General features: G+C 71.9%; 17 protein-coding genes. 9 read left to right on the plus strand and 8 right to left on the minus strand.

Annotation, left to right across the window (positions count from 1 at the left end; translation table 11 throughout):
* Positions 1–126: 126 nt before the first annotated feature.
* The 4 genes from ACZ53K_RS15950 (at position 127) to ACZ53K_RS15965 (ending at position 2,785) form a co-directional block, all read left to right on the plus strand.
* Positions 127–288 carry a DUF4177 domain-containing protein gene (locus ACZ53K_RS15950; protein WP_003981536.1) on the plus strand — a complete coding sequence of 54 codons (162 nt, stop codon included), beginning with the start codon at positions 127–129 and terminating at the stop codon, positions 286–288.
* Positions 285–749: a RidA family protein gene (locus tag ACZ53K_RS15955; RefSeq protein ID WP_468836256.1), complete on the plus strand. Its 465-nt coding sequence runs from the start codon at positions 285–287 to the stop codon at positions 747–749. Before ACZ53K_RS15950 ends, ACZ53K_RS15955 begins: the two co-directional genes overlap by 4 nt.
* 264 nt (positions 750–1,013) lie before the next feature.
* Entirely contained in the window at positions 1,014–1,958 is a 945-nt protein-coding gene (locus tag ACZ53K_RS15960) for an NUDIX hydrolase (RefSeq protein ID WP_468836258.1), read from the plus strand.
* Positions 1,955–2,785, plus strand: coding sequence for an MBL fold metallo-hydrolase (locus tag ACZ53K_RS15965; RefSeq protein WP_468836261.1), 831 nt, complete (start codon positions 1,955–1,957; stop codon positions 2,783–2,785). Before ACZ53K_RS15960 ends, ACZ53K_RS15965 begins: the two co-directional genes overlap by 4 nt.
* A 75-nt stretch (positions 2,786–2,860) precedes the next feature.
* Here the strand turns inward: ACZ53K_RS15965 and ACZ53K_RS15970 are convergent, their stop codons facing one another.
* Positions 2,861–3,451: a TetR/AcrR family transcriptional regulator gene (locus ACZ53K_RS15970; protein WP_468836264.1), complete on the minus strand. Its 591-nt coding sequence runs from the start codon at positions 3,449–3,451 to the stop codon at positions 2,861–2,863.
* Positions 3,452–3,605: 154 nt separating this feature from the next.
* Between ACZ53K_RS15970 and ACZ53K_RS15975 the strand changes: the two genes are divergently transcribed.
* Positions 3,606–4,811: an agmatine deiminase family protein gene (locus tag ACZ53K_RS15975; protein WP_468836268.1), complete on the plus strand. Its 1,206-nt coding sequence runs from the start codon at positions 3,606–3,608 to the stop codon at positions 4,809–4,811.
* Between the two features lie 144 nt (positions 4,812–4,955).
* Here ACZ53K_RS15975 and ACZ53K_RS15980 read toward each other — a convergent pair whose 3' ends face one another.
* A complete protein-coding gene (locus ACZ53K_RS15980; protein ID WP_003981529.1) occupies positions 4,956–5,630 on the minus strand; it encodes a Crp/Fnr family transcriptional regulator in 675 nt (224 codons plus the stop codon).
* Between the two features lie 251 nt (positions 5,631–5,881).
* Between ACZ53K_RS15980 and nth the strand changes: the two genes are divergently transcribed.
* The 3 genes from nth to ACZ53K_RS15995 all read left to right on the plus strand — a co-directional run bounded on the left by nth (position 5,882) and on the right by ACZ53K_RS15995 (position 9,129).
* Positions 5,882–6,952: an endonuclease III gene (gene nth / locus ACZ53K_RS15985; RefSeq protein ID WP_468836270.1), complete on the plus strand. Its 1,071-nt coding sequence runs from the start codon at positions 5,882–5,884 to the stop codon at positions 6,950–6,952.
* Positions 6,953–7,196: 244 nt separating this feature from the next.
* Positions 7,197–7,916: an NUDIX hydrolase gene (locus ACZ53K_RS15990; protein ID WP_468836272.1), complete on the plus strand. Its 720-nt coding sequence runs from the start codon at positions 7,197–7,199 to the stop codon at positions 7,914–7,916.
* Between the two features lie 13 nt (positions 7,917–7,929).
* On the plus strand, positions 7,930–9,129 hold the full coding sequence (locus tag ACZ53K_RS15995) for a MarP family serine protease (protein WP_468836274.1): 1,200 nt from the start codon (positions 7,930–7,932) through the stop codon (positions 9,127–9,129).
* A 72-nt stretch (positions 9,130–9,201) separates the two neighbouring features.
* Here the strand turns inward: ACZ53K_RS15995 and ACZ53K_RS16000 are convergent, their stop codons facing one another.
* From ACZ53K_RS16000 to ACZ53K_RS16025, 6 genes are all read right to left on the minus strand, one after another.
* On the minus strand, positions 9,202–9,399 hold the full coding sequence (locus ACZ53K_RS16000) for a hypothetical protein (RefSeq protein ID WP_468836276.1): 198 nt from the start codon (positions 9,397–9,399) through the stop codon (positions 9,202–9,204).
* Between the two features lie 157 nt (positions 9,400–9,556).
* Positions 9,557–10,483: an alpha/beta fold hydrolase gene (locus tag ACZ53K_RS16005; RefSeq protein WP_468836278.1), complete on the minus strand. Its 927-nt coding sequence runs from the start codon at positions 10,481–10,483 to the stop codon at positions 9,557–9,559.
* Positions 10,480–10,938, minus strand: a complete 459-nt coding sequence (locus ACZ53K_RS16010; protein ID WP_468836280.1) for a phage holin family protein — start codon at positions 10,936–10,938, stop codon at positions 10,480–10,482. Before ACZ53K_RS16010 ends, ACZ53K_RS16005 begins: the two co-directional genes overlap by 4 nt.
* 44 nt (positions 10,939–10,982) lie before the next feature.
* Positions 10,983–12,335 (minus strand): Na+/H+ antiporter NhaA, encoded by a 1,353-nt coding sequence (gene nhaA, locus ACZ53K_RS16015; protein ID WP_468836533.1) that lies wholly within the window; start codon positions 12,333–12,335, stop codon positions 10,983–10,985.
* A 418-nt stretch (positions 12,336–12,753) separates the two neighbouring features.
* Positions 12,754–14,718 (minus strand): acetate--CoA ligase, encoded by a 1,965-nt coding sequence (acs, locus tag ACZ53K_RS16020; RefSeq protein WP_468836283.1) that lies wholly within the window; start codon positions 14,716–14,718, stop codon positions 12,754–12,756.
* A gap of 200 nt (positions 14,719–14,918) precedes the next feature.
* Positions 14,919–17,216, minus strand: coding sequence for a SulP family inorganic anion transporter (locus ACZ53K_RS16025; protein WP_468836535.1), 2,298 nt, complete (start codon positions 17,214–17,216; stop codon positions 14,919–14,921).
* Positions 17,217–17,544: 328 nt separating this feature from the next.
* Here ACZ53K_RS16025 and ACZ53K_RS16030 point away from each other — a divergent pair, with 328 nt between their 5' ends.
* Entirely contained in the window at positions 17,545–18,867 is a 1,323-nt protein-coding gene (locus ACZ53K_RS16030; RefSeq protein ID WP_468836286.1) for a polysaccharide deacetylase family protein, read from the plus strand.

Raw genomic sequence — 18,867 nt, forward strand, 5'->3', positions numbered from 1 at the left:
CGGAAAGGGCGGGGGCCGCTTGCGGAAGGCTGGATCCCCACGTGTGCGGGACCGGGTGCCCGCCGGGTCCCCCGGGCCGCCCCGCCGCGTCCGCACGCCGCGGGGACAGGCATTACGCTCGGCCCCATGACCAAGTGGGAATACGTGACCGTGCCGCTGCTCGTGCATGCGACCAAGCAGATTCTGGACACCTGGGGCGAGGACGGCTGGGAGCTGGTCCAGGTCGTGCCGGGGCCGAACAACCCCGAGCAGCTGGTGGCCTACCTGAAGCGGGAGAAGCAGGCATGAGCGCGGTGGAGGAGAAGCTCGCCGAGCTGGGCCTGAAGCTGCCGCAGGTCGTGCCGCCGCTGGCGTCGTACCAGCCCGCGGTGCGCTCGGGCGCGTACGTCCACACCTCCGGCCAGCTGCCGATGGTGGACGGCGCGCTGCCGGTCACCGGCAAGGTGGGCGCCGAGGTCGGCCCGGAGCAGGCCAAGGAGCTGGCCGCGACCTGCGCGCTGAACGCGCTGGCCGCCGTGAAGTCCGTCATCGGCGACCTCGACAAGATCGTGCGGGTCGTGAAGGTCGTCGGCTTCGTCGCCTCGGCCCCCGACTTCACCGGCCAGCCCGGCGTCATCAACGGCGCCAGTGAGCTGCTGGGCGAGGTCCTGGGCGACAAGGGCGTGCACGCCCGCTCCGCGGTGGGCGTGGCCGTACTGCCGATCGACGCGCCGGTCGAGGTCGAGATGCAGGTCGAGGTCGCGGACTGACGTCGCCCGGCTGCGGACGGCTGTGGACGGCTGTGGACTGACGTCGCCTGGCTGTGTACGGCCGTCATCCGGCCGCGTACGGCGTCATCTGGCTGCGTACAGCCGTCGCCCGGCCGCATACGGCGCTGAGCGGCCGCATACGTGACTTCGCGGGGCGGGCCGGGGAAACCCGGCCCGCCCCGCGCGCATGAACACCGGGTTCCGGGCCGCCCCGGCAGCACTTGCCCCCTCGAACATCCACGCGCAAGCGCATAGCATCCGGCCATGTCGTCGACCCCCAATGGCCAGTGGTATCCGCCGGAATGGCCGGCCCGCATCCGGGCCCTCGCGCACGGCGAGCTGACCCCGGCGGCGCCCCGCCGGGCCGCGACCGTCCTGCTGCTGCGGGACACCGACGCGGGCGGCCCCGCCGTCCACATGCTGCGCAGACGTACCTCCATGGCCTTCGCGGGCGGCGCGTACGCATACCCGGGCGGGTCCGTCGACCCGCGCGACGAGCGGCCGGTGGCCTGGGCCGGGCCCTCGCGCGCCGAGTGGGCCGCCCGGCTCGGCTTCGGAGCGGGCGAGGAGGCGGCGGCCGCGGCACAGGCCGTGGTCTGCGCGGCGGTCCGGGAGACCTTCGAGGAGGCGGGCGTGCTGCTCGCCGGGTCCTCGGCCGGGACCGTGGTCGCGGACACCACCGGCGACGACTGGGAGGCGGACCGCGCGGCGCTGGTCGCCCACGAACTGTCCTTCGCGGACTTCCTGGACCGCCGCGGCCTGGTCCTGCGCAGCGACCTCCTGGGCGCGTGGGCCCGCTGGATCACCCCGGAGTTCGAACCCCGCCGCTACGACACCTGGTTCTTCGTGGCCGCGCTGCCCGAGGGGCAGCGTACCCGGAACGTCTCCACGGAGGCCGACCGCACGGTGTGGATCCGCCCCGCCGAGGCCGCCGCCGGATACGACCGCGGCGAGCTGCTGATGATGCCGCCGACGATCTCGACACTGCGCGGCCTGGAGGCGTACGGGACGGCCGCCGAGACCCTCGCGGCGGCCGGCGGCCGGGACCTGACGCCGGTCCTCGCACAGGCGGAGCTCAAGGACGGGGAGATCGTCCTGAGCTGGCCGGGGCACGAGGAGTTCACCAAACACATCACCCCCGGCGCGGCGCCCACGCCCCGGGGCACCGCCCCCGCCCCGCCCACCACCACGGGAGAGTCCCCCGCATGACGTACGCAGCCGCCCTTCCCGGCCAGCCCCGCGGAGGGGACATCGCCGGGCCCGCCACCGAACGCGCCCGGTGCGTGCTCGCCCCGAACCCCTCCCCGATGACCCTGGACGGCACCAACACCTGGATCGTCGCCGAGCCCGGCTCGGACGTCGCGGTCGTCATCGACCCGGGACCGCTGGACGACAGCCACCTCAAGGCGGTCGTGGACGCGGCCGAGCAGGCCGGCAAGCGGGTCGGCCTGACTCTGCTGACGCACGGTCACCCGGACCACGCCGAGGGGGCGGAACGGTTCGCCGAGCTGACGGGGTCGTCCGTACGGGCCCTGGACCCGGCGCTGCGGCTGGGCGACGAGGGGCTGGCGGCCGGGGACGTGATCACCACCGGCGGGCTGGAACTGCGGGTCGTACCGACGCCCGGCCATACCGCCGACTCGCTCTCCTTCCACCTCCCGGCCGACGCCGCCGTACTGACCGGCGACACGATCCTGGGCCGCGGCACCACCGTCGTCGCACACCCGGACGGCCGGCTCGGCGACTATCTCGACTCGCTGCGGCGGCTGCGGTCCCTGGCGGTCGACGACGGCGTCACGACCGTGCTCCCCGGCCACGGGCCCGTATTGAACGACGCCCAGGGCGCGATCGAGTTCTACCTCGCGCACCGCGCCAACCGGCTGGCCCAGGTCGAGACAGCGGTCGAGGCGGGGCACCGGACGCCCTCGGAGGTCGTCGCGAGCGTGTACGCGGACGTGGACCGGACACTGTGGCCCGCGGCCGAGCTGTCCGTAAGGGCGCAGCTGGACTACCTCGGGGAGCATGGGCTGATCTGAGCCGAGGGGGCGGCGGGCGGCCGTGGTCGGCGTCCGGTTCCTTCCGCGAACCCTCAGGGTTCTGCCGCCGGCCCCTCAGGCCTCTTCCGCCGGTCCCAGCTCGCGTTCGATGCCGCCCCGGAGCAGCTCGCGAGCGCGCTCCAGAGGGATCGAGCCGCTCAGCCAGCGGGTGCTGAGCCCTTCCACGAGCGCAGTCAGCCGCTCGGCCGCGTCGGCCACCGAGGCATTCCGGTCGGCCGTGCCGGCGGCCTGCGCTTCCCGTACGAGGTCGGCCACGTCGTCCGTCCACTGCCGGGTCGCCTCGCGCAACTGCTCCCGCAGCCCGGCGTCGAAGATGGCGCTGGACTGGAACTCGCCCCAGGCGGTGCTGTTCTCCACCAGCTCGGGCGTGTCCTGGAGCTCGCGCAGCAGCATCTCCTCCAACTGTGTGCGCGGGCCTCCCGTGCGGACGGTCTCCGGGTCGGGTGCCGTGCTGCGCTCGGCGCGTTCGCCGATGAAGTCCAGGGTGCGGCGGAGCAGTTCGGCCCGGCCGCCGAAGTGGTAGTAGATCAGCCCGGTGGACACGCCGGCCGCGGCCGCGATCTCCTCCACCCGCAGGCCGCGTACGCCGCTCCGCGCGATGGTGCGGGTGGCGGCTTCCAGGATCTGCAGTCGGCGTTCGGACACAGTCACCCACCGTACTCGGTGCCCGCTCACCGGTAACCGGTCGCCATCGGTTCTTGCCGGTGCTACGTTCGGTCCACGAACCTGACTGAAATTTCAGTCAGGAATGGGGGGCGTCCGGCACCGATGGGCGGCCCGGAAAGGAGAACAGCCGGTCATGAACCGACCTCGACGTCATCTGTCACGCCGCGGGCTGCTCGGCCTCGGCGGCCTGGGAGCTATGGCGGGTACGGGACTCGCGTACGCCGCGTGGGCGCCCCGGTCCGACGGGCTCGCCGGGGCCGACGGGTCTGCCGGGGCCCACGGGGCCGCCGGGCCTGCCGCGCCCGTCGCCGCGTCCGCCCCGGCCCGGATGCCCGCCGAATGGCGACCGCACGCCGCGACGTACCTCGCCTGGCCGCCGGCCGACTCCCTTTGGGGCGGGCAGGCCCCCGCCGTGCAGCGCGACATCGCCCGGCTCGCCCGTACCGTCGCCGCATACGAGCCGGTCGTGCTGCTGGCCGGACCGGAGGAGCAGATGCGGGCGCGCCGCGCGTGCGGCGCGGCGGTGGAGATCCTGCCGATCCCGGTCGACGACCTGTGGATACGGGACACCGGGCCGGTCTTCGTGACCCGGCCGGACGCGTCCCCCGGGCCCGCCCGCGAGGGCGTCGACCTGCACTTCAACGGCTGGGGCGGCAAGCAGCGCCACCCGCACGACGCCAAGGTCGCCCGGACGCTGCTGGAGCGGGCGAAGACGGCCCGTATCGACGCCGGGATCACGGCCGAGGGCGGCTCCCTGGAGGTCGACGGCGAGGGCACGCTGCTCGCCGCCGAAAGCTCGCTGGTCAACGACAACCGCAACCCCGGCAGGACGCGGGACGACATCGAACGGGAGCTGAAGCGTGTCCTGGGCGTGACCCGGGTGATCTGGATCGCGGGTGTGCGCGGCGAGGACATCACCGACTGCCACGTCGACACCGTCGCGCGCTTCGTGGAGCCGGGCGTCGTCGCCCTGAACCGCCCCTGGCAGGGGGACGGCCCGGACGTCTGGACGCGGGTGTACGAGCAGGCCCGTGGCGTCCTCGCGAAGGCACGGGACGCCCGGGGCAGGCCGCTGGAAATCGTCGAGATCGCGGAGCCCGACCTGTACGCGATCGGAGACCGGGGGGAGCAGTTCCTCGCCTCGTACCTCAACTACTACGTGGCGAACGACGTGGTGGTGCTCCCGCGCTTCGGTGACCGCCGGGCCGACGACCGGGCCGCCGGGGTGCTGCGCGAACTGCACCCCGGCCGCGACATCCGGCAGATCACCATCGACGCGGTCGGTGAGGGCGGGGGCGGTATCCACTGCGCCACGCAGCAGCTGCCGAGAGTGGCGTAGGGCCCGTCCGGCCGGCCAGCTGCCGAGGGCGGGTTAGGGCCCGTCCGGCCGGTTTCACGCGAAAGGGTCCCGCTCCCGCAGGAGAAGGACCCTTTCGGTGCTGCCCGGTGTGCAGCGCCGCCCGGTGTGGGCAGCCGGTGTGCGTCAGCGGGAACGCTTCGCCAGCCGTTCCACGTCCAGCAGGATCACCGCGCGCGCCTCCAGGCGCAGCCAGCCGCGGCCCGCGAAGTCCGCGAGGGCCTTGTTGACCGTCTCGCGCGATGCGCCGACCAGCTGGGCCAGCTCCTCCTGCGTGAGGTCGTGCACGACGTGGATGCCCTCCTCGGACTGCACGCCGAAGCGGCGCGACAGGTCCAGGAGCGCACGAGCGACACGGCCCGGAACGTCGGAGAAGACCAGGTCGGACATCTGGTCGTTGGTCTTGCGCAGCCGGCGCGCGACGGCGCGCAGCAGCGCCGTGGCAACCTCCGGGCGGGCGTTCAGCCAGGGCTGGAGGTCGCCGTGGCCGAGGCCGAGCAGCTTGACCTCGGTGAGGGCGGTGGCGGTGGCGGTGCGCGGGCCCGGGTCGAAGAGGGAGAGCTCGCCGATCAGCTCACCGGGGCCGAGGACGGCGAGCATGTTCTCCCGCCCGTCGGGGGAGGTGCGGTGCAGCTTCACCTTGCCCTCGGTGACCACGTACAGGCGGTCGCCCGGGTCCCCTTCGTGGAACAGGGCGTCGCCGCGGGCGAGCGTGACCTCTCCCATCGAGGCGCGCAGCTCGGCCGCCTGCTCATCGTCGAGCGCCGCGAAGAGCGGTGCGCGCCGCAGAACGTCGTCCACGAGATCTCTCCTTGTCGACATGCTCAAAGGGACCTTGGTCCCCATCATGCCGGAATGCAAAACAGTGCGATCAATCACAAGGATGCCGGACCCGTGGCGCAAGCCATACGGCAGGGGGCCGATTGGACCCACGGGCACCGGCGATCGGACCGGATGTCAGTGGGTGGCCTTAGTCTGGCCGAGTGTCCAATACGCCGGTGAGAGCACAGGACAAGGGGGCTGAGCGAGTGAGCGCGGGCCGTGATTCCGCTGTGGGCGAACAGGAGCCCGCCGAGGCCGCAAAGGCGGTGAAATCCGGGGAAAAGGTACGTACGGCTACGACCCGGAAGAAGTCCGCCGCCACGGGGGCAACCGGAGCCTCTGCCGCGAAGAAGACGACGGCGAAGAAGACGGTGGCCAAGAAGGCCGCAGCGAAGAAGGCGGTGGCGAAGAAGACCACGGCCGCGAAGACCACAGCCGCGAAGAAGACGGCCGCAAAGAAGACCGCATCCGCGACCGCCGCCGAGCAGACCACGGCGAAGAAGACCGCCGCCAAGGCCGTCCCCAAGCCCGCCAACCCCGAGTCCCGTACGGCCATGGTGCGCCGTGCCCGCCGGATGAACCGCGAGCTGGCCGAGGTGTATCCGTACGCCCACCCCGAGCTGGACTTCCGCAACTCCTTCGAGCTGCTGGTCGCCACGGTCCTGTCCGCGCAGACCACCGACCTGCGGGTCAACCAGACCACCCCCGCCCTGTTCGCCGCGTACCCCACCCCGGAGGACATGGCGGCCGCCGAGCCGGAGCGGCTGGAGGAGCTGATCCGGCCCACGGGGTTCTTCCGGGCCAAGGCGAAGTCCTTGCTGGGCCTCTCGACGGCGCTACGGGACCGTTTCGACGGTGAGGTGCCCGGCCGCCTGGAGGACCTGGTGACGCTGCCGGGCGTGGGCCGCAAGACCGCCAACGTCGTGCTGGGCAACGCCTTCGGCGTACCGGGCATCACGGTCGACACCCACTTCGGCCGGCTGGTCCGGCGCTTCCGCTGGACCGAGCAGCAGGATCCGGAGAAGGTCGAGGCGGAGATCGCCGAGATCTTCCCCAAGAGCGAGTGGACGATGCTCTCGCACCGGGTCGTCTTCCACGGCCGCCGGGTCTGCCACTCCCGCAAGCCCGCCTGCGGCGCCTGCCCCATCGCGCACGACTGCCCGTCGTACGGCGAGGGGGAGCTGGACCCGGAGAAGGCGAAGAAGCTGCTCAAGTACGAGATGGGCGGCCAGCCGGGTCAGCGGCTGCGGCCCCCGGCCGACTATCCGGGGCAGCCCGCGCCGCCGCTGGCGGGCCGTTGAGCGCCGTGCACGCCCGGCGTGCCCGGAGCGCCCGGCTCCGGCCGTTCGGCGACCGTCTTTCCGGCGTCCGGCCTGTCGGCGCCCGGCCTTCCGGCGCCCGCTCATCCACCGCCACTCCACCCGGGACGAAACCGTCACACGCCGGAGGGGAACCGAACCGGTCGTTTTCGGACTCAGCTCGAATAGGACCGGCCACGGCCGCATGACCATCGATCCCACCGATCCAAGGCCTGAGGGGGCGCGTATGACGAGCGCACGGGAGCAGTACGGGAAGACCGCGGCGTATGAGGTTGCCGTCGACGAGGTTGCCGTCAGCGCCGACGGGCTGCCGCAGTGGCTGGCGCCGGTCTCCCGGGCCGCCGCCACGATCGAGCCCCACCAGCTCAGCCGGTTCCTGCCGCCCGCCGACGGCGGCCGGCAGTCCGCCGTACTGGTCCTCTTCGGGCACGGCGACCGCGGCCCGGAGCTGCTGCTCATGGAGCGCGCCGGCACCCTGCGCTCGCACGCCGGCCAGCCCTCGTTCCCCGGCGGTGCCCTCGACCCCGAGGACGGCGACCCCGAGGGAGACGGCCCGGTGCGCGCCGCGCTGCGCGAGGCGTGGGAGGAGACCGGCCTGGACCCGTCGGGCGTCCAGGTCTTCGGGGTGCTGCCGCGGCTGTACATCCCGGTGAGCGGCTTCGTCGTCACGCCCGTACTGGGCTGGTGGCGCGAGCCGAGCCCGGTGGGGGCGGTGGACGAGGCGGAGACCGCCCGGGTCTTCACGGTTCCCGTGGCGGATCTCAAGGACCCCGCGCACCGCGTCACGGCCCGTCATCCGAGCGGCCACGTGGGCCCGGCCTTCCTCGTCGATGACGCCCTGGTCTGGGGTTTCACCGCCGGGGTGATTGACCGGATCCTGCACTACGCGGGGTGGGAGCTGCCGTGGGACCGTGCCAAGCAGGTCCCGCTCGACCGGCGCGCGTGAGACGGTGGCGGGCGTGAACGTGCTGGACATCGTGTTGCTGCTCGCGGCCGTGTGGTTCGCCGTGGTCGGCTACCGCCAAGGCTTCGTCGTCGGCATCCTGTCCGTGATCGGCTTCCTCGGGGGTGGCCTGGTCGCGGTCTATCTGCTGCCCGTGATCTGGAACCAGGTCACCGACGACGCCACACCGGGCACCTTCGCCACGATCGCGGCGGTCGCCATCGTGATCGTGTGCGCTTCGGTGGGGCAGGCGCTCACCACCCACCTGGGCAACAAGCTGCGGCGTTACATCACCTGGTCACCGGCGCGCGCCCTGGACGCCACCGGCGGCGCGCTGGTCAACGTCCTGGCAATGCTGCTGGTCGCCTGGCTCATCGGCTCCATGCTGGCGCGCAGTTCGCTGCCGACGCTGGGCAAGGAGGTCCGCAATTCCAAGGTGCTGCTCGGCGTCTCGCAGGTGATGCCGCAGCAGGCGAGCAACTGGTTCAAGGACTTCTCCTCGGTCCTCGCGCAGAACGGTTTCCCGCAGGTCTTCACGCCGTTCTCGAACGAGCCGATCCACCCGGTGCCCGCGCCCGACCCCAAGCTGGCCCGCAGCGCGGTCGCGGCGCAGGCGCGCAAGAGCATCGTCAAGGTCGTCGGTACGGCCCCGGGCTGCGGCAAGGTCCTCGAAGGCAGCGGTTTCGTCTTCGCGCCGCACCGGGTCATGACCAACGCGCACGTGGTCGGTGGCGTCAAGGAGCCGACCGTCCAGATCGGTGGCGAAGGCCGTACGTACGACGCGAAGGTCGTCCTGTACGACTGGGAGCGCGACATCGCGGTGCTCGACGTGCCGTCCCTGTCCGCGCCCGCGCTGCGCTTCGCGCAGGGCGACGCGAGCACCGGCAAGGGCGCCATCGTCGCGGGCTTCCCGGAGAACGGCGGCTATGACGTCCGCGCGGCCCGTATCCGCAGCCGTATCCAGGCCAAGGGCCCGGACATCTACCACCGCGGCACGGTCGGCCGGGATGTCTACTCCCTGTACGCCACGGTCCGGCAGGGCAACTCCGGCGGCCCGCTGCTCACGCCGAGCGGCGAGGTGTACGGAGTGATCTTCGCCAAGTCCCTGGACGACGCCCACACCGGTTACGCGCTGACCGCCGATGAGATCCGCGAGGACATCACCAAGGGGCGTACGTCCGAGCGGCCGGTCGACAGCCAGGGATGCGCGATGTGACGGGGACGCCGGGCCGCACGGGGCCGGGCGGGCAGGCGGACGCCCGCGCCCGGGCCCGGGGCTCCGGCGGGGTCAGGTCCGTGGATGCTTGAGGCGCGCGGTCATCCAGCGCGCCCGGCGGCGCAGGATGTGCGGAATGCCCAGCGGGTGGTCGAAGCCGGGGGACTCACCGGACACAAGGTCCGAGGTTCCCCTCTCCTGAGTGCCCACGGCAGCGGCGTTGCTGCGGCGGTTGCGTGCCACGTCACGGTAGTCGTGCGTCCAGCCCATACCCACGACTCTGCCCGTGCCCCGGGGCCCGTAATCGCCCGGCGGCCCGTCAATTGGCCTATGCGGGCGGCAATTGGCTGTTCGTCATACGTGCGTTCGGATCCGGTCGGCGTGTCGCGCCATCAGGCACCCGCGCCACCTGCCGCGCCCCCGCGGACTACCGGTCCGGTTCCGGGTCCCGCAACCAGTTGATCAGCTCGGTGGAGAACGCCGCCGGGTCCTCCTCGTGCGGGAAGTGCCCGAGCCCGTCGAAGAGCCGCCAGCGGTACGGGGCCTCCACGTACTCGCCGGAACCGGCCGCGCTGCGGGTGCGCATCACGGGGTCGAGCGAGCCGTGCAGATGCAGCGTCGGTACCCGTACGGGCCACTTCATGCGCCGGTTGAACTGGATGCCGTCCGGCCGGGCCATCGACCGCACCATCCAGCGGTACGGCTCGATCGAGCAGTGCGCGGTGGAGGGGATGCTCATCGCCCGCCGGTAGGTCTCGACGTCCTCGTCCTCGGGCAGCCGGGGCCCGGACCAGTCCCGGATCAGCCTTCCCACCAGGGCGGCGTCGTCCGCCATCAGGCGGCGTTCGGGCAGCCACGGCCGCTGGAAGTTCCAGATGTAGGAGCTCTGCCGGCTCTGCTTGAAGTCGGCCAGCATGGCCGCGCGCCAGCGCCGCGGGTGCGGCATCGAGGACACCGCCAGCCGCCGTACGAGCTTCGGGCGCATCACCGCGGCGGTCCACGCCAGGTAACCGCCGAGGTCGTGCCCGACGATCGCGGCGTCCGGCTCGCCGAGGGACCGTACGACCCCGGTGATGTCCAGGGCCAGGTTGGCCGGATCGTAGCCGCGGGGCGTGCGGTCGCTGCCGCCCACGCCCCGCAGGTCCATCGCCACCGCACGGAATCCCGCCCCGGCGAGCGCCGGGAGCTGGTGGCGCCAGGTCCACCAGAACTGCGGGAAGCCGTGCAGCAACAGCACCAGCGGGCCGTCACCCATCTCGGTGATGTGGAAACGCGCGCCGTTGGCCGCCACGTCCCGGTGGGTCCAGGGCCCGTCGGGACGTACGACCGAGTCGGAACTGTCGGGAGCCGTCATACGGAGGAGCGTGTCACAGACTCCAGGACCGGGTGGTCCGCGGGGACCGCGCGCGGATGCGGCTTGACGTTCCCCAGTACGGCGGCCGTCTCCTTGGCCGAACTGATGGTCTTCTCCGGCTTCTTGATCTTCTTGAGCTTGCTGACCGCCATCAGGACCAGCAGCAGCGCGACGACCAGGAATGCGCCGCCGACGATCAGGAAGGACCAGGCGAGGCCGAGGCCGAGGTTGTGGATGCCGTAGGCGGCGGCGAAGCTCAGGACCGGCAGCGCGAAGAGCGCCAGCGCGCCGGCCACGAGGAACGCGGCGCTGCCGATGCCGGCCCGCTTGGCGTCCTGCCGCAGCTCGGCCTTGGCCAGTGCGATTTCGTCGTGCACCAGCGCGGACATCTCGGCGGTGGCCGAGGCCACCAGCTGCCCGAGGCTGCGGTCCGCGCCGTCGTCGGCAGTGCTCATCGACGTCTCCCTCTTGTCTTCTCCCGGATGCAAAGCCTCTCAGATCATGCCGGACCATCGTCCCCGGCGTTCGCGCCGGAGGCCACTTCGGCAAGGCGGCGGTGTTCCGCGGCCTTCGCTTCGAGGAGTTTCGCCATCCGCAGGTGGTACTCCGGGTTGCCCAGTTCGTACACGTCCGGGATGCCGTCCTGGTCCTCGTCGCGGTCCTCGTCCTCGCAGAGCTTGCGGTACTTGGCGTTACGGATCTTCAGCAGGATCCCGGACAGCACCGCGGCGATCAGCGAGCCCGTCAGGACGGCCGCCTTGATCTCGTCGGTCAGCAGCGGATCGTCGGTGAAGGCCAGCTCGCCGATGAGCAGCGAGACCGTGAAGCCGATGCCGGCGAGCGATGCGACGGCGAAGACGTCCGGCCATTTCAGGTCGGGGTTCAGCTCCGCCTTGGTGAAGCGGGCCGCGCACCACGTGCCGCCGAAGATGCCGACCGCCTTGCCGACGACCAGGCCGAGGACGACGCCGAGCGTCTCCGGCTTGGTGAACACGTCGTGCAGCGCGCTGCCGGAAACCGACACTCCCGCCGAGAAGAGGGCGAACAGCGGCACCGCGAGGCCGGCCGAGAGCGGCCGCACCAGGTGCTCGATGTGCTCGCCGGGGGACTGCTCCTCGCCGTCGCGGCGGTGGCAGCGCAGCATCAGGCCCATGGCGACGCCCGCGATCGTGGCATGTACGCCGCTGTTGTACATCAGGCCCCAGATGACCAGGGCGAGCGGTACGTAGATGTACCAGCCGCGTACGCCCTTGCGCAGCAGCAGGTAGAAGACGGCGAGGCCGACGACGGCGAAGCCGAGCGCCAGGAAGTTGAGCTGCGAGGTGAAGAAGACCGCGATGATCAGGATCGCGAAGAGGTCGTCGACGACGGCCAGGGTGAGCAGGAAGGCGCGCAGCGCGGACGGCAGGGACGTGCCGATGACGGCGAGGACGGCCAGTGCGAACGCGATGTCGGTGGCGGTCGGCACCGCCCAGCCGTCCGTCGAGCCGCCGCCGACGGTGTTCACCACGAAGTAGACGAGGGCGGGCATCGCCATGCCGCACAGCGCGGCGACCACCGGGAGGGCGGCCTTCTTGGGTTCGCGCAGGTCACCCGCGACCAGCTCGCGCTTGAGTTCGATGCCGGCGACGAAGAAGAAGACGGCGAGCAGGCCGTCGGCGGCCCAGTGCTGTACGGACAGGTCCAGTCCGATGGAGCCGATGCCGAGGTGGAAGCCCCGTACCGACTCGTAGCTGTCCCCCAGGGTGTTGGACCAGACGAGGGCCACGACGGCGGCGACGAGCAGCAGGACGCCGCCCACGGTCTCGGCGCGCAGGGCATCCGCGATGAAGTTCCGCTCGGGCAGGGACATCCGCCCGAGGAATATGGATCGGCGGTTGTTGGGCGCGCTCACGCGAGGACCTCCGGTGTTTCGGCAGCTGGATACGGCTGTTGCAGTTGCCGACCAGACTTCCCGGCGCACCTTTGGTATTTGTCGCGTTCTTGACGCGATCCCTACTGTACCCGGGCTGCGGGGGGAACAATCCGGCGATCTTCACCTTACGGGCATATGGTGCGATCGGCCGCCCGGCGGCGGGTGCGGAGGCGCCCGGAACAGGCGAGGGGCACCCGGCCGGCCTGCGGACGGGTGCCCCTCGGAGCGGTGGTCAGTCATCGGCACATGCGTACGAGCGCGAGGCGCCGATGCCCGGCCACCGGGTGCGCTCTCCCGGAGCGCGCGGTGGGTCCTGTGGTGCTTCTGATCGGCCGGCGGACGGCCCCTTCCCCGGTCAGTCCTCGCTCGCCGCGCCGGGCAGCTTCGCCTGGATCAGGTCCATCACGCCGGAGTCCGTCAGCGTCGAGACGTCACCCAGGTCACGGTTCTCGGCGACATCGCGCAGCAGCCGCCGCATGATCTTGCCGGAGCGGGTCTTCGGCAGCTCGGCCACCGGCAGCACGCGCTTGGGCTTGGCGATCGGGCCGAGCTGCTTGCCGACGTGCGCCCGCAGCTCCTCCACCAGCCCCTCGTCCTCCGCCGCGGTGCCACGCAGGATGACGAAGGCACAGATCGACTGGGTCGTCTGCGGGTCGGTCGCGCCGACGACGGCGGCCTCGGCCACCTTCGGGTGCGAGACCAGCGCGGACTCGACCTCGGTGGTGGAGATGTTGTGGCCGGACACCAGCATCACGTCGTCCACCCGGCCGAGCAGCCAGACGTCGCCGTCCTCGTCCTTCTTCGCGCCGTCACCCGCGAAGTACTTGCCCTCGAAGCGCGACCAGTACGTGTCCAGATAACGCTGGTCGTCGCCCCAGATCGTGCGCAGCATGGACGGCCACGGCTCGGTCAGGACCAGGTAGCCGCCGCCTCCGTTCGCCACCTCGTGGGCCTCGTCGTCGACGACGGTGGCCGCGATGCCGGGCAGCGGGCGCTGCGCCGAACCGGGCTTGGTCTCCGTGACACCGGGCAGCGGGCTGAGCATCATGCCGCCGGTCTCCGTCTGCCACCAGGTGTCGACGATCGGGGCCTGGTCGGCGCCGATGTGCTTGCGGTACCACATCCACGCCTCCGGGTTGATGGGCTCGCCCACCGAACCGAGGACCCGCAGCGAGGACAGGTCGTACTTCGCGGGGATGTCGTCGCCCCACTTCATGCAGGCGCGGATCGCGGTCGGCGCGGTGTAGAGGATCGTGACGCCGTACTTCTGCACGATCTCCCACCAGCGGCCCTGGTGCGGGGAGTCGGGCGTGCCCTCGTAGAGCACCTCGGTGGCGCCGTTGGCCAGCGGCCCGTACGTGATGTACGAGTGGCCGGTCACCCAGCCGACGTCGGCGGTGCACCAGTAGACGTCGGTCTCCGGCTTGAGGTCGAAGACGGCGTGGTGGGTGTACGCCACCTGGGTGAGGTAGCCGCCGGTGGTGTGCAGGATGCCCTTGGGCTTACCGGTGGTGCCGGAGGTGTAGAGGATGAACAGCGGGTGCTCGGCGTCGAACGCCTCCGGGGTGTGGGTCCCGCTCTGCCGCCCGACGATGTCGTGCCACCACACGTCGCGGCCCTCGGTCCAGGCCACGTCCTCCTGGCCGGTGCGGCGTACGACCAGGACGCTGCGTACGTTCTCCGTACCGGGCCTGGTCAGCGCCTCGTCGACGGCGGGCTTGAGGGCGGACGGCTTGCCGCGGCGGTAACCACCGTCCGCGGTGATCACCACGCGGGCGTCGGCGTCGTTGATGCGGGTCGCCAGCGCGTCGGCGGAGAAGCCGCCGAAGACGACCGAGTGCGGCGCGCCCAGCCGGGCGCAGGCCAGCATGGCGATGACGGCCTCGGGAATCATCGGCAGGTAGATCGCGACCCGGTCGCCGGCCGTGACGCCCAGCTCGGTCAGCGCGTTGGCGGCCTGGGAGACCTCCCGCTGCAGCTCGGCGTAGGTGATCGAGCGGGTGTCGCCGGGCTCGCCCTCGAAGTGGATGGCGACGCGGTCGCCGAGCCCGTTCTCCACATGACGGTCCACGCAGTTGTACGCGACGTTGAGCTTGCCGTCGGCGAACCACTTGGCGAACGGCGGGTTGGACCAGTCGAGCGTCTCGGTGGGCTCGTTCGCCCACGTCAGGCGCTTGGCCTGGGTGGCCCAGAAACCCAGCCGGTCCGCCGCGGCCTGTTCGTACGCCTCGGCGGTGACGTTGGCGTTCGCGGCCAGTTCGGCGGGCGGCGCGAATCGCCGCTCCTCCTTCAAAAGGTTGGCCAGGCTTTCGTTGCTCACGTCATCTCCCATTCCCAGGGGCGTGCGATGTCTCTCCCGGCCATAGCTCATCAGCCCACCACCCGGCCTGACAAGGCCTGTGGACAAAAATTGGTTTAGACCTTTATTGTGCGCAGGTCAAGTGCCGTTTACGGGTCGGGCAAGAGGGCACCGGAAGGGGTGGGACGGATGGTGCGGGCTGACGCCCGGTCACCGGCCGGCTACGCCGTCACCGCCGCCGCCCGGGGCCCCACCGCGCAGAACGTGCCCGTGGCCCGGTCGAGGACGTACGCCTGGGCCTCGGCCACATGGAAGTACATGCCGTGCAGGGTGAGCGCGCCCTCGGCGACGCGGTGGGCGACACACGGGTACGACATCAGGTGGTCCAGCTGCTGGACGACGTTGACCAGCGCGAGCCGCTCCACATCGTCGGCCACCGGGCGTTCGGCCAGCGCGACCTCGCCCCGCCCCAGTCGGCCGATCCGCTGCATCCGCGCCAGACTCGGACGGCCGTGCCGCAGCCAGCGCGCGAGCGGGGTCTGCGCGCCCGGCTCGTGGTCCGCGCCGAGCAGCGCCTGCATCGCACCGCACCCCGAATGCCCGCACACGGTCAGCGAGCCGACCTTCAGCACCTCCACCGCGTACTCGATGGCCGCGCCCACCGAGTCGCAGGCGGCGTCCGTACCGGGCGGCGGCATCAGATTGCCGACGTTGCGCACGGTGAACAGGTCGCCCGGGCCGCTGGCGGTGATCATGCTGGTGACCAGGCGGGAATCGGCACATGTCAGGAAGAGCTGGGTGGGCCGCTGGCCTTCGTGGGCCAGCCGCGCCAGCTCGTCGCGTACCAGCGGGGCCGTGTGGCGCTGGAACGCCCTGACCCCGCCAAGCAGTTGATCACCGCTAGTGCGCGGCGCGGCCGCGGACTCCTCGGGCGGACGGGTGCAGTGGTGGTTGCGCCACGGGGTCCACGGGCGGCAGTGGTGGACGCTGGCCGGCTCCGCGATCGGGCGTCCGGCGCGGCCGCCGAGCGTCACCCAGCCGCCGCCCGCACGATGCCTGTCGGACCAGGCCCGCAGGGCCTCGTACGCGGCATGGTCCATGAACGAGCCTCCCAGTTCGACGACGGTGTCCGCGCCGGCGGGCACTTGGGCGAGCGCCCGGGTCAGCCTCGGCACCGCGAGGAAGGTCAACTGCCCATTGACGCGCACCCGGTGGCGGCCGTCCTCGGCACCGACCGTGACCCGGGTGTGGGTCAGCCGCCGCAGCGACAGGAAGACCGCGATCCCGATGCCCAGGGTCACGCCCTGCAGGACGCCGAAGAGCACCACGCCGCCCAGGGTGACCGCGTAGACCGGGAACTCCCGGTGCCGCTGCACATGCCTGATGTGTGCGAAGCTCACCATCCGTACCCCGACGACCATCACCAGCGCGGCGAGCGCGGCCAGCGGGATCAGCTCCAGGGCCGTGGCCAGCAGGCCGGCGCAGAGCACCACCCAGACGCCGTGCAGCACGGTGGCGCGGCGGCTGACGGCACCCGCCCGCACGTTCGCCGAGCCGCGCATCGCGCCGCCGGCCACCGGGAGTCCGCCGAGCAGTCCGGACAGCACGTTGGCGACGCCCTGGCCCGCCAGTTCGCGGTTCAGGTCGGTTCGGGGCGCGGGTACGGCGTGGTCCGTGGCGAGGCGGTCGACCGCGACCGCCGACAGCAGCGACTCCATGCTGGCGACCAGGGTGACCGTGAGGACGGCGGCGGCGATGCCCAGGACCGGACCGTCCGGAAGGGCGGGCAGGGCCTGCAGCGACCAGTCGGGCAGCGTGACGCGCGGCACCGGCAGCGCCGCGCCGACGGCCGTGGCGGCGGCCACGGCGGCCAGCGGGGCCGGGACCTTGCCCAGCGCCCGTCCGGCGCGCCCGGGCAGCCGCTGCCAACCGGCGAGCACCGCGACCGTGACGGCGCCGATGAGCAGGGCGGCGAGGTGCGGATGCGCCAATTGGCCGGGCAGCGCGGCGACGTTGTCGACCGCCGAACTGTCGGGACTGCCGCCGAGCACCACGTGCAGTTGGCCGACGGCGATCGTGACGCCGATGCCCGCGAGCATGGCGTGCACGATCGCGGGGCTGATCGCGAGCGCGCCCCTGGCCACCCGTACGGCGCCGAGCGCCAGTTGGGCCAGGCCGGCGAGGACCGTGACGGCGCAGGTGGCCCGCCAGCCGTACCGCTGCACCAGCTCGGCCGTGACCACGAGCAGGCTCGTTGCCGCTCCGCTGACCTGGAGGGGCGCGCCGCCGAGCAGCCCGGCCACGATGCCGCCGACGGCCGCGGCGACCAGGCCCGCCTGGAGGGGCGCGCCGGTGGCCAGGGCGAGGCCGAGCGAGAGCGGTACGGCGATCAGGAAGACGACGACCGAGGCGGACAGGTCGCCGTGCCAGGGCGCGGCCCGGCCGGCGGGCGGCGGGGACTGCGTACGGGGTGTGCTCGGGGCACCGGGTGGCTCTGGCGGCTTCTGGAGCTGCGACATTCCCGTCTCCTCCGGGGCGGCGCGGTCGCGCGGGGCGCGATCGTGGGCGGCGGTGTACTGCGGCGGGACGCGAGCCGGCCGGCTGGTGTCACGGTTCGTGACGGTCCGGTGACTCTCAAGCATCGGTAAACGAAGCGTAATGACACGTAAAGGCATAGAGAAGCTATTTCAGGCATTCGGGTCCGCCGTTCCGTCTTTCGAGTGAATGCCACGACGAGTCGCTTGTCTCTTACGGCCCATTCCATGGCTTATGCGAGCTTCAAAACGGTTAATCAGTTTTTTCGATGTTCCCGTTTCGCAGTTCGCAGCTCAGGGAGTGAGGTGGCTGATGGCAGCCGCAGCAAGGGTCACGGCCGGTCTGGTCACGACGATGGCGCTGGCGGCGGTCGCCGGCTGCGCCGGTGGCAACGGGAGCGGCCCGAACGGCGCCCAGGGGGGCCAGGCCGCGCCGCAGCGCACCGCCCAGCAGGCCAAACTCATCGGCGACGGCTCGACCGCGTACACCGGGACCCAGCCGATGCAGCCGAAGGCCGAACGCCTCAGACCCGGTGAGCGGCCGCCGCAGTTCGTGGTCTTCTCCTGGGACGGCGCCGGCGAGGACAGCCAGAAGCTGTTCTCGCACTTCCGGGCGGTCGGCAAGAAGTACAACGCCCGGATGACGTACTTCCTCAGCGGCGTCTACCTGCTCCCGGGCAACCGGAAGGACGCGTACCACCCGCCCAAGCACAGCCCCGGCGCCTCCGACATCGGCTTCAACGACGTCAAGGGCGTCCGGGCCACCGTGGAGCAGATCCGCGGCGCCTGGATGGACGGCAACGAGATCGGCACGCACTTCAACGGCCACTTCTGCGGGTCCAACGGCGGCGTGGGCACCTGGTCGCCGGAGGAGTGGCGGAGCGAGATCCGGCAGGCCGAGGCGTTCGTCAAGACCTGGAAGACGCACACCGGGCTGAAGACCGAGAAGCCGCTGCCCTTCGACTACAGCAAGGAACTCGTCGGCGGCCGCGCCCCCTGTCTCGAAGGGCAGCGCAATCTCATCCCCGCCGCCAAGTCGATGGGATTCCGCTACGACTCCAGCTCCGTCGGCGGCCGGCAGCTGTGGCCCCGGCAGATCGACGGCATCTGGGACTTCCCGCTCCAGCAGATCCCGGTCCCCGGCCGGGCCTTCGAGACGCTCTCGATGGACTACAACTTCCTGGCCAACCAGTCCGGTACGACCAGGGGCGACCCGGCGAAGCACGCCGCCTGGGGCCGGCAGATGCGGGACGGCCTGGTCGCCGCGTTCGACCGTGCCGAGCAGGGCAACCGGGCACCGCTGATCGTCGGAAACCACTTCGAGTCCTGGAACGGCGGCACGTACATGCGCGCCGTCGAGGACGCGATCAAGACCATCTGCCCCCGCCAGGGCGTGCGCTGCGTGACCTTCAAGCAGCTGGCCGACTGGCTGGACGCGCAGGACCCGCAGGTGGTGGAGAAGCTGCGCGGGCTGCCGGTGGGCGGGGCCCCGAAGGGCGGCTGGAGGAGCTATCTGACGGCACCGTCCGCGAAGCCCGGCGGCCCCTCGGCGAAGCCCGGCGCCCCGTCCGCGAAGCCCGGTGATCCGGGCGGGCCCGCCGGCCCGGCCGAGCCGGCGCGGCGGGACGCGGAGTAG

The sequence above is a fragment of the Streptomyces sp. NPDC033221 genome (assembly GCF_055577005.1).

Bases quoted from the DNA above. Each gene is read 5' to 3' on its own strand.
- ACZ53K_RS15950 (WP_003981536.1), top strand. From the start codon at position 127: ATGACCAAGTGGGAATACGTGACCGTGCCGCTGCTCGTGCATGCGACC.
- ACZ53K_RS15955 (WP_468836256.1), top strand. From the start codon at position 285: ATGAGCGCGGTGGAGGAGAAGCTCGCCGAGCTGGGCCTGAAGCTGCCG.
- ACZ53K_RS15960 (WP_468836258.1), top strand. From the start codon at position 1,014: ATGTCGTCGACCCCCAATGGCCAGTGGTATCCGCCGGAATGGCCGGCC.
- ACZ53K_RS15965 (WP_468836261.1), top strand. From the start codon at position 1,955: ATGACGTACGCAGCCGCCCTTCCCGGCCAGCCCCGCGGAGGGGACATC.
- ACZ53K_RS15975 (WP_468836268.1), top strand. From the start codon at position 3,606: ATGAACCGACCTCGACGTCATCTGTCACGCCGCGGGCTGCTCGGCCTC.
- ACZ53K_RS15990 (WP_468836272.1), top strand. From the start codon at position 7,197: ATGACGAGCGCACGGGAGCAGTACGGGAAGACCGCGGCGTATGAGGTT.
- ACZ53K_RS16000 (WP_468836276.1), bottom strand. From the start codon at position 9,399: ATGGGCTGGACGCACGACTACCGTGACGTGGCACGCAACCGCCGCAGC.
- ACZ53K_RS16005 (WP_468836278.1), bottom strand. From the start codon at position 10,483: ATGACGGCTCCCGACAGTTCCGACTCGGTCGTACGTCCCGACGGGCCC.
- ACZ53K_RS16010 (WP_468836280.1), bottom strand. From the start codon at position 10,938: ATGAGCACTGCCGACGACGGCGCGGACCGCAGCCTCGGGCAGCTGGTG.
- nhaA (WP_468836533.1), bottom strand. From the start codon at position 12,335: ATGTCCCTGCCCGAGCGGAACTTCATCGCGGATGCCCTGCGCGCCGAG.
- ACZ53K_RS16025 (WP_468836535.1), bottom strand. From the start codon at position 17,216: ATGTCGCAGCTCCAGAAGCCGCCAGAGCCACCCGGTGCCCCGAGCACA.
- ACZ53K_RS16030 (WP_468836286.1), top strand. From the start codon at position 17,545: ATGGCAGCCGCAGCAAGGGTCACGGCCGGTCTGGTCACGACGATGGCG.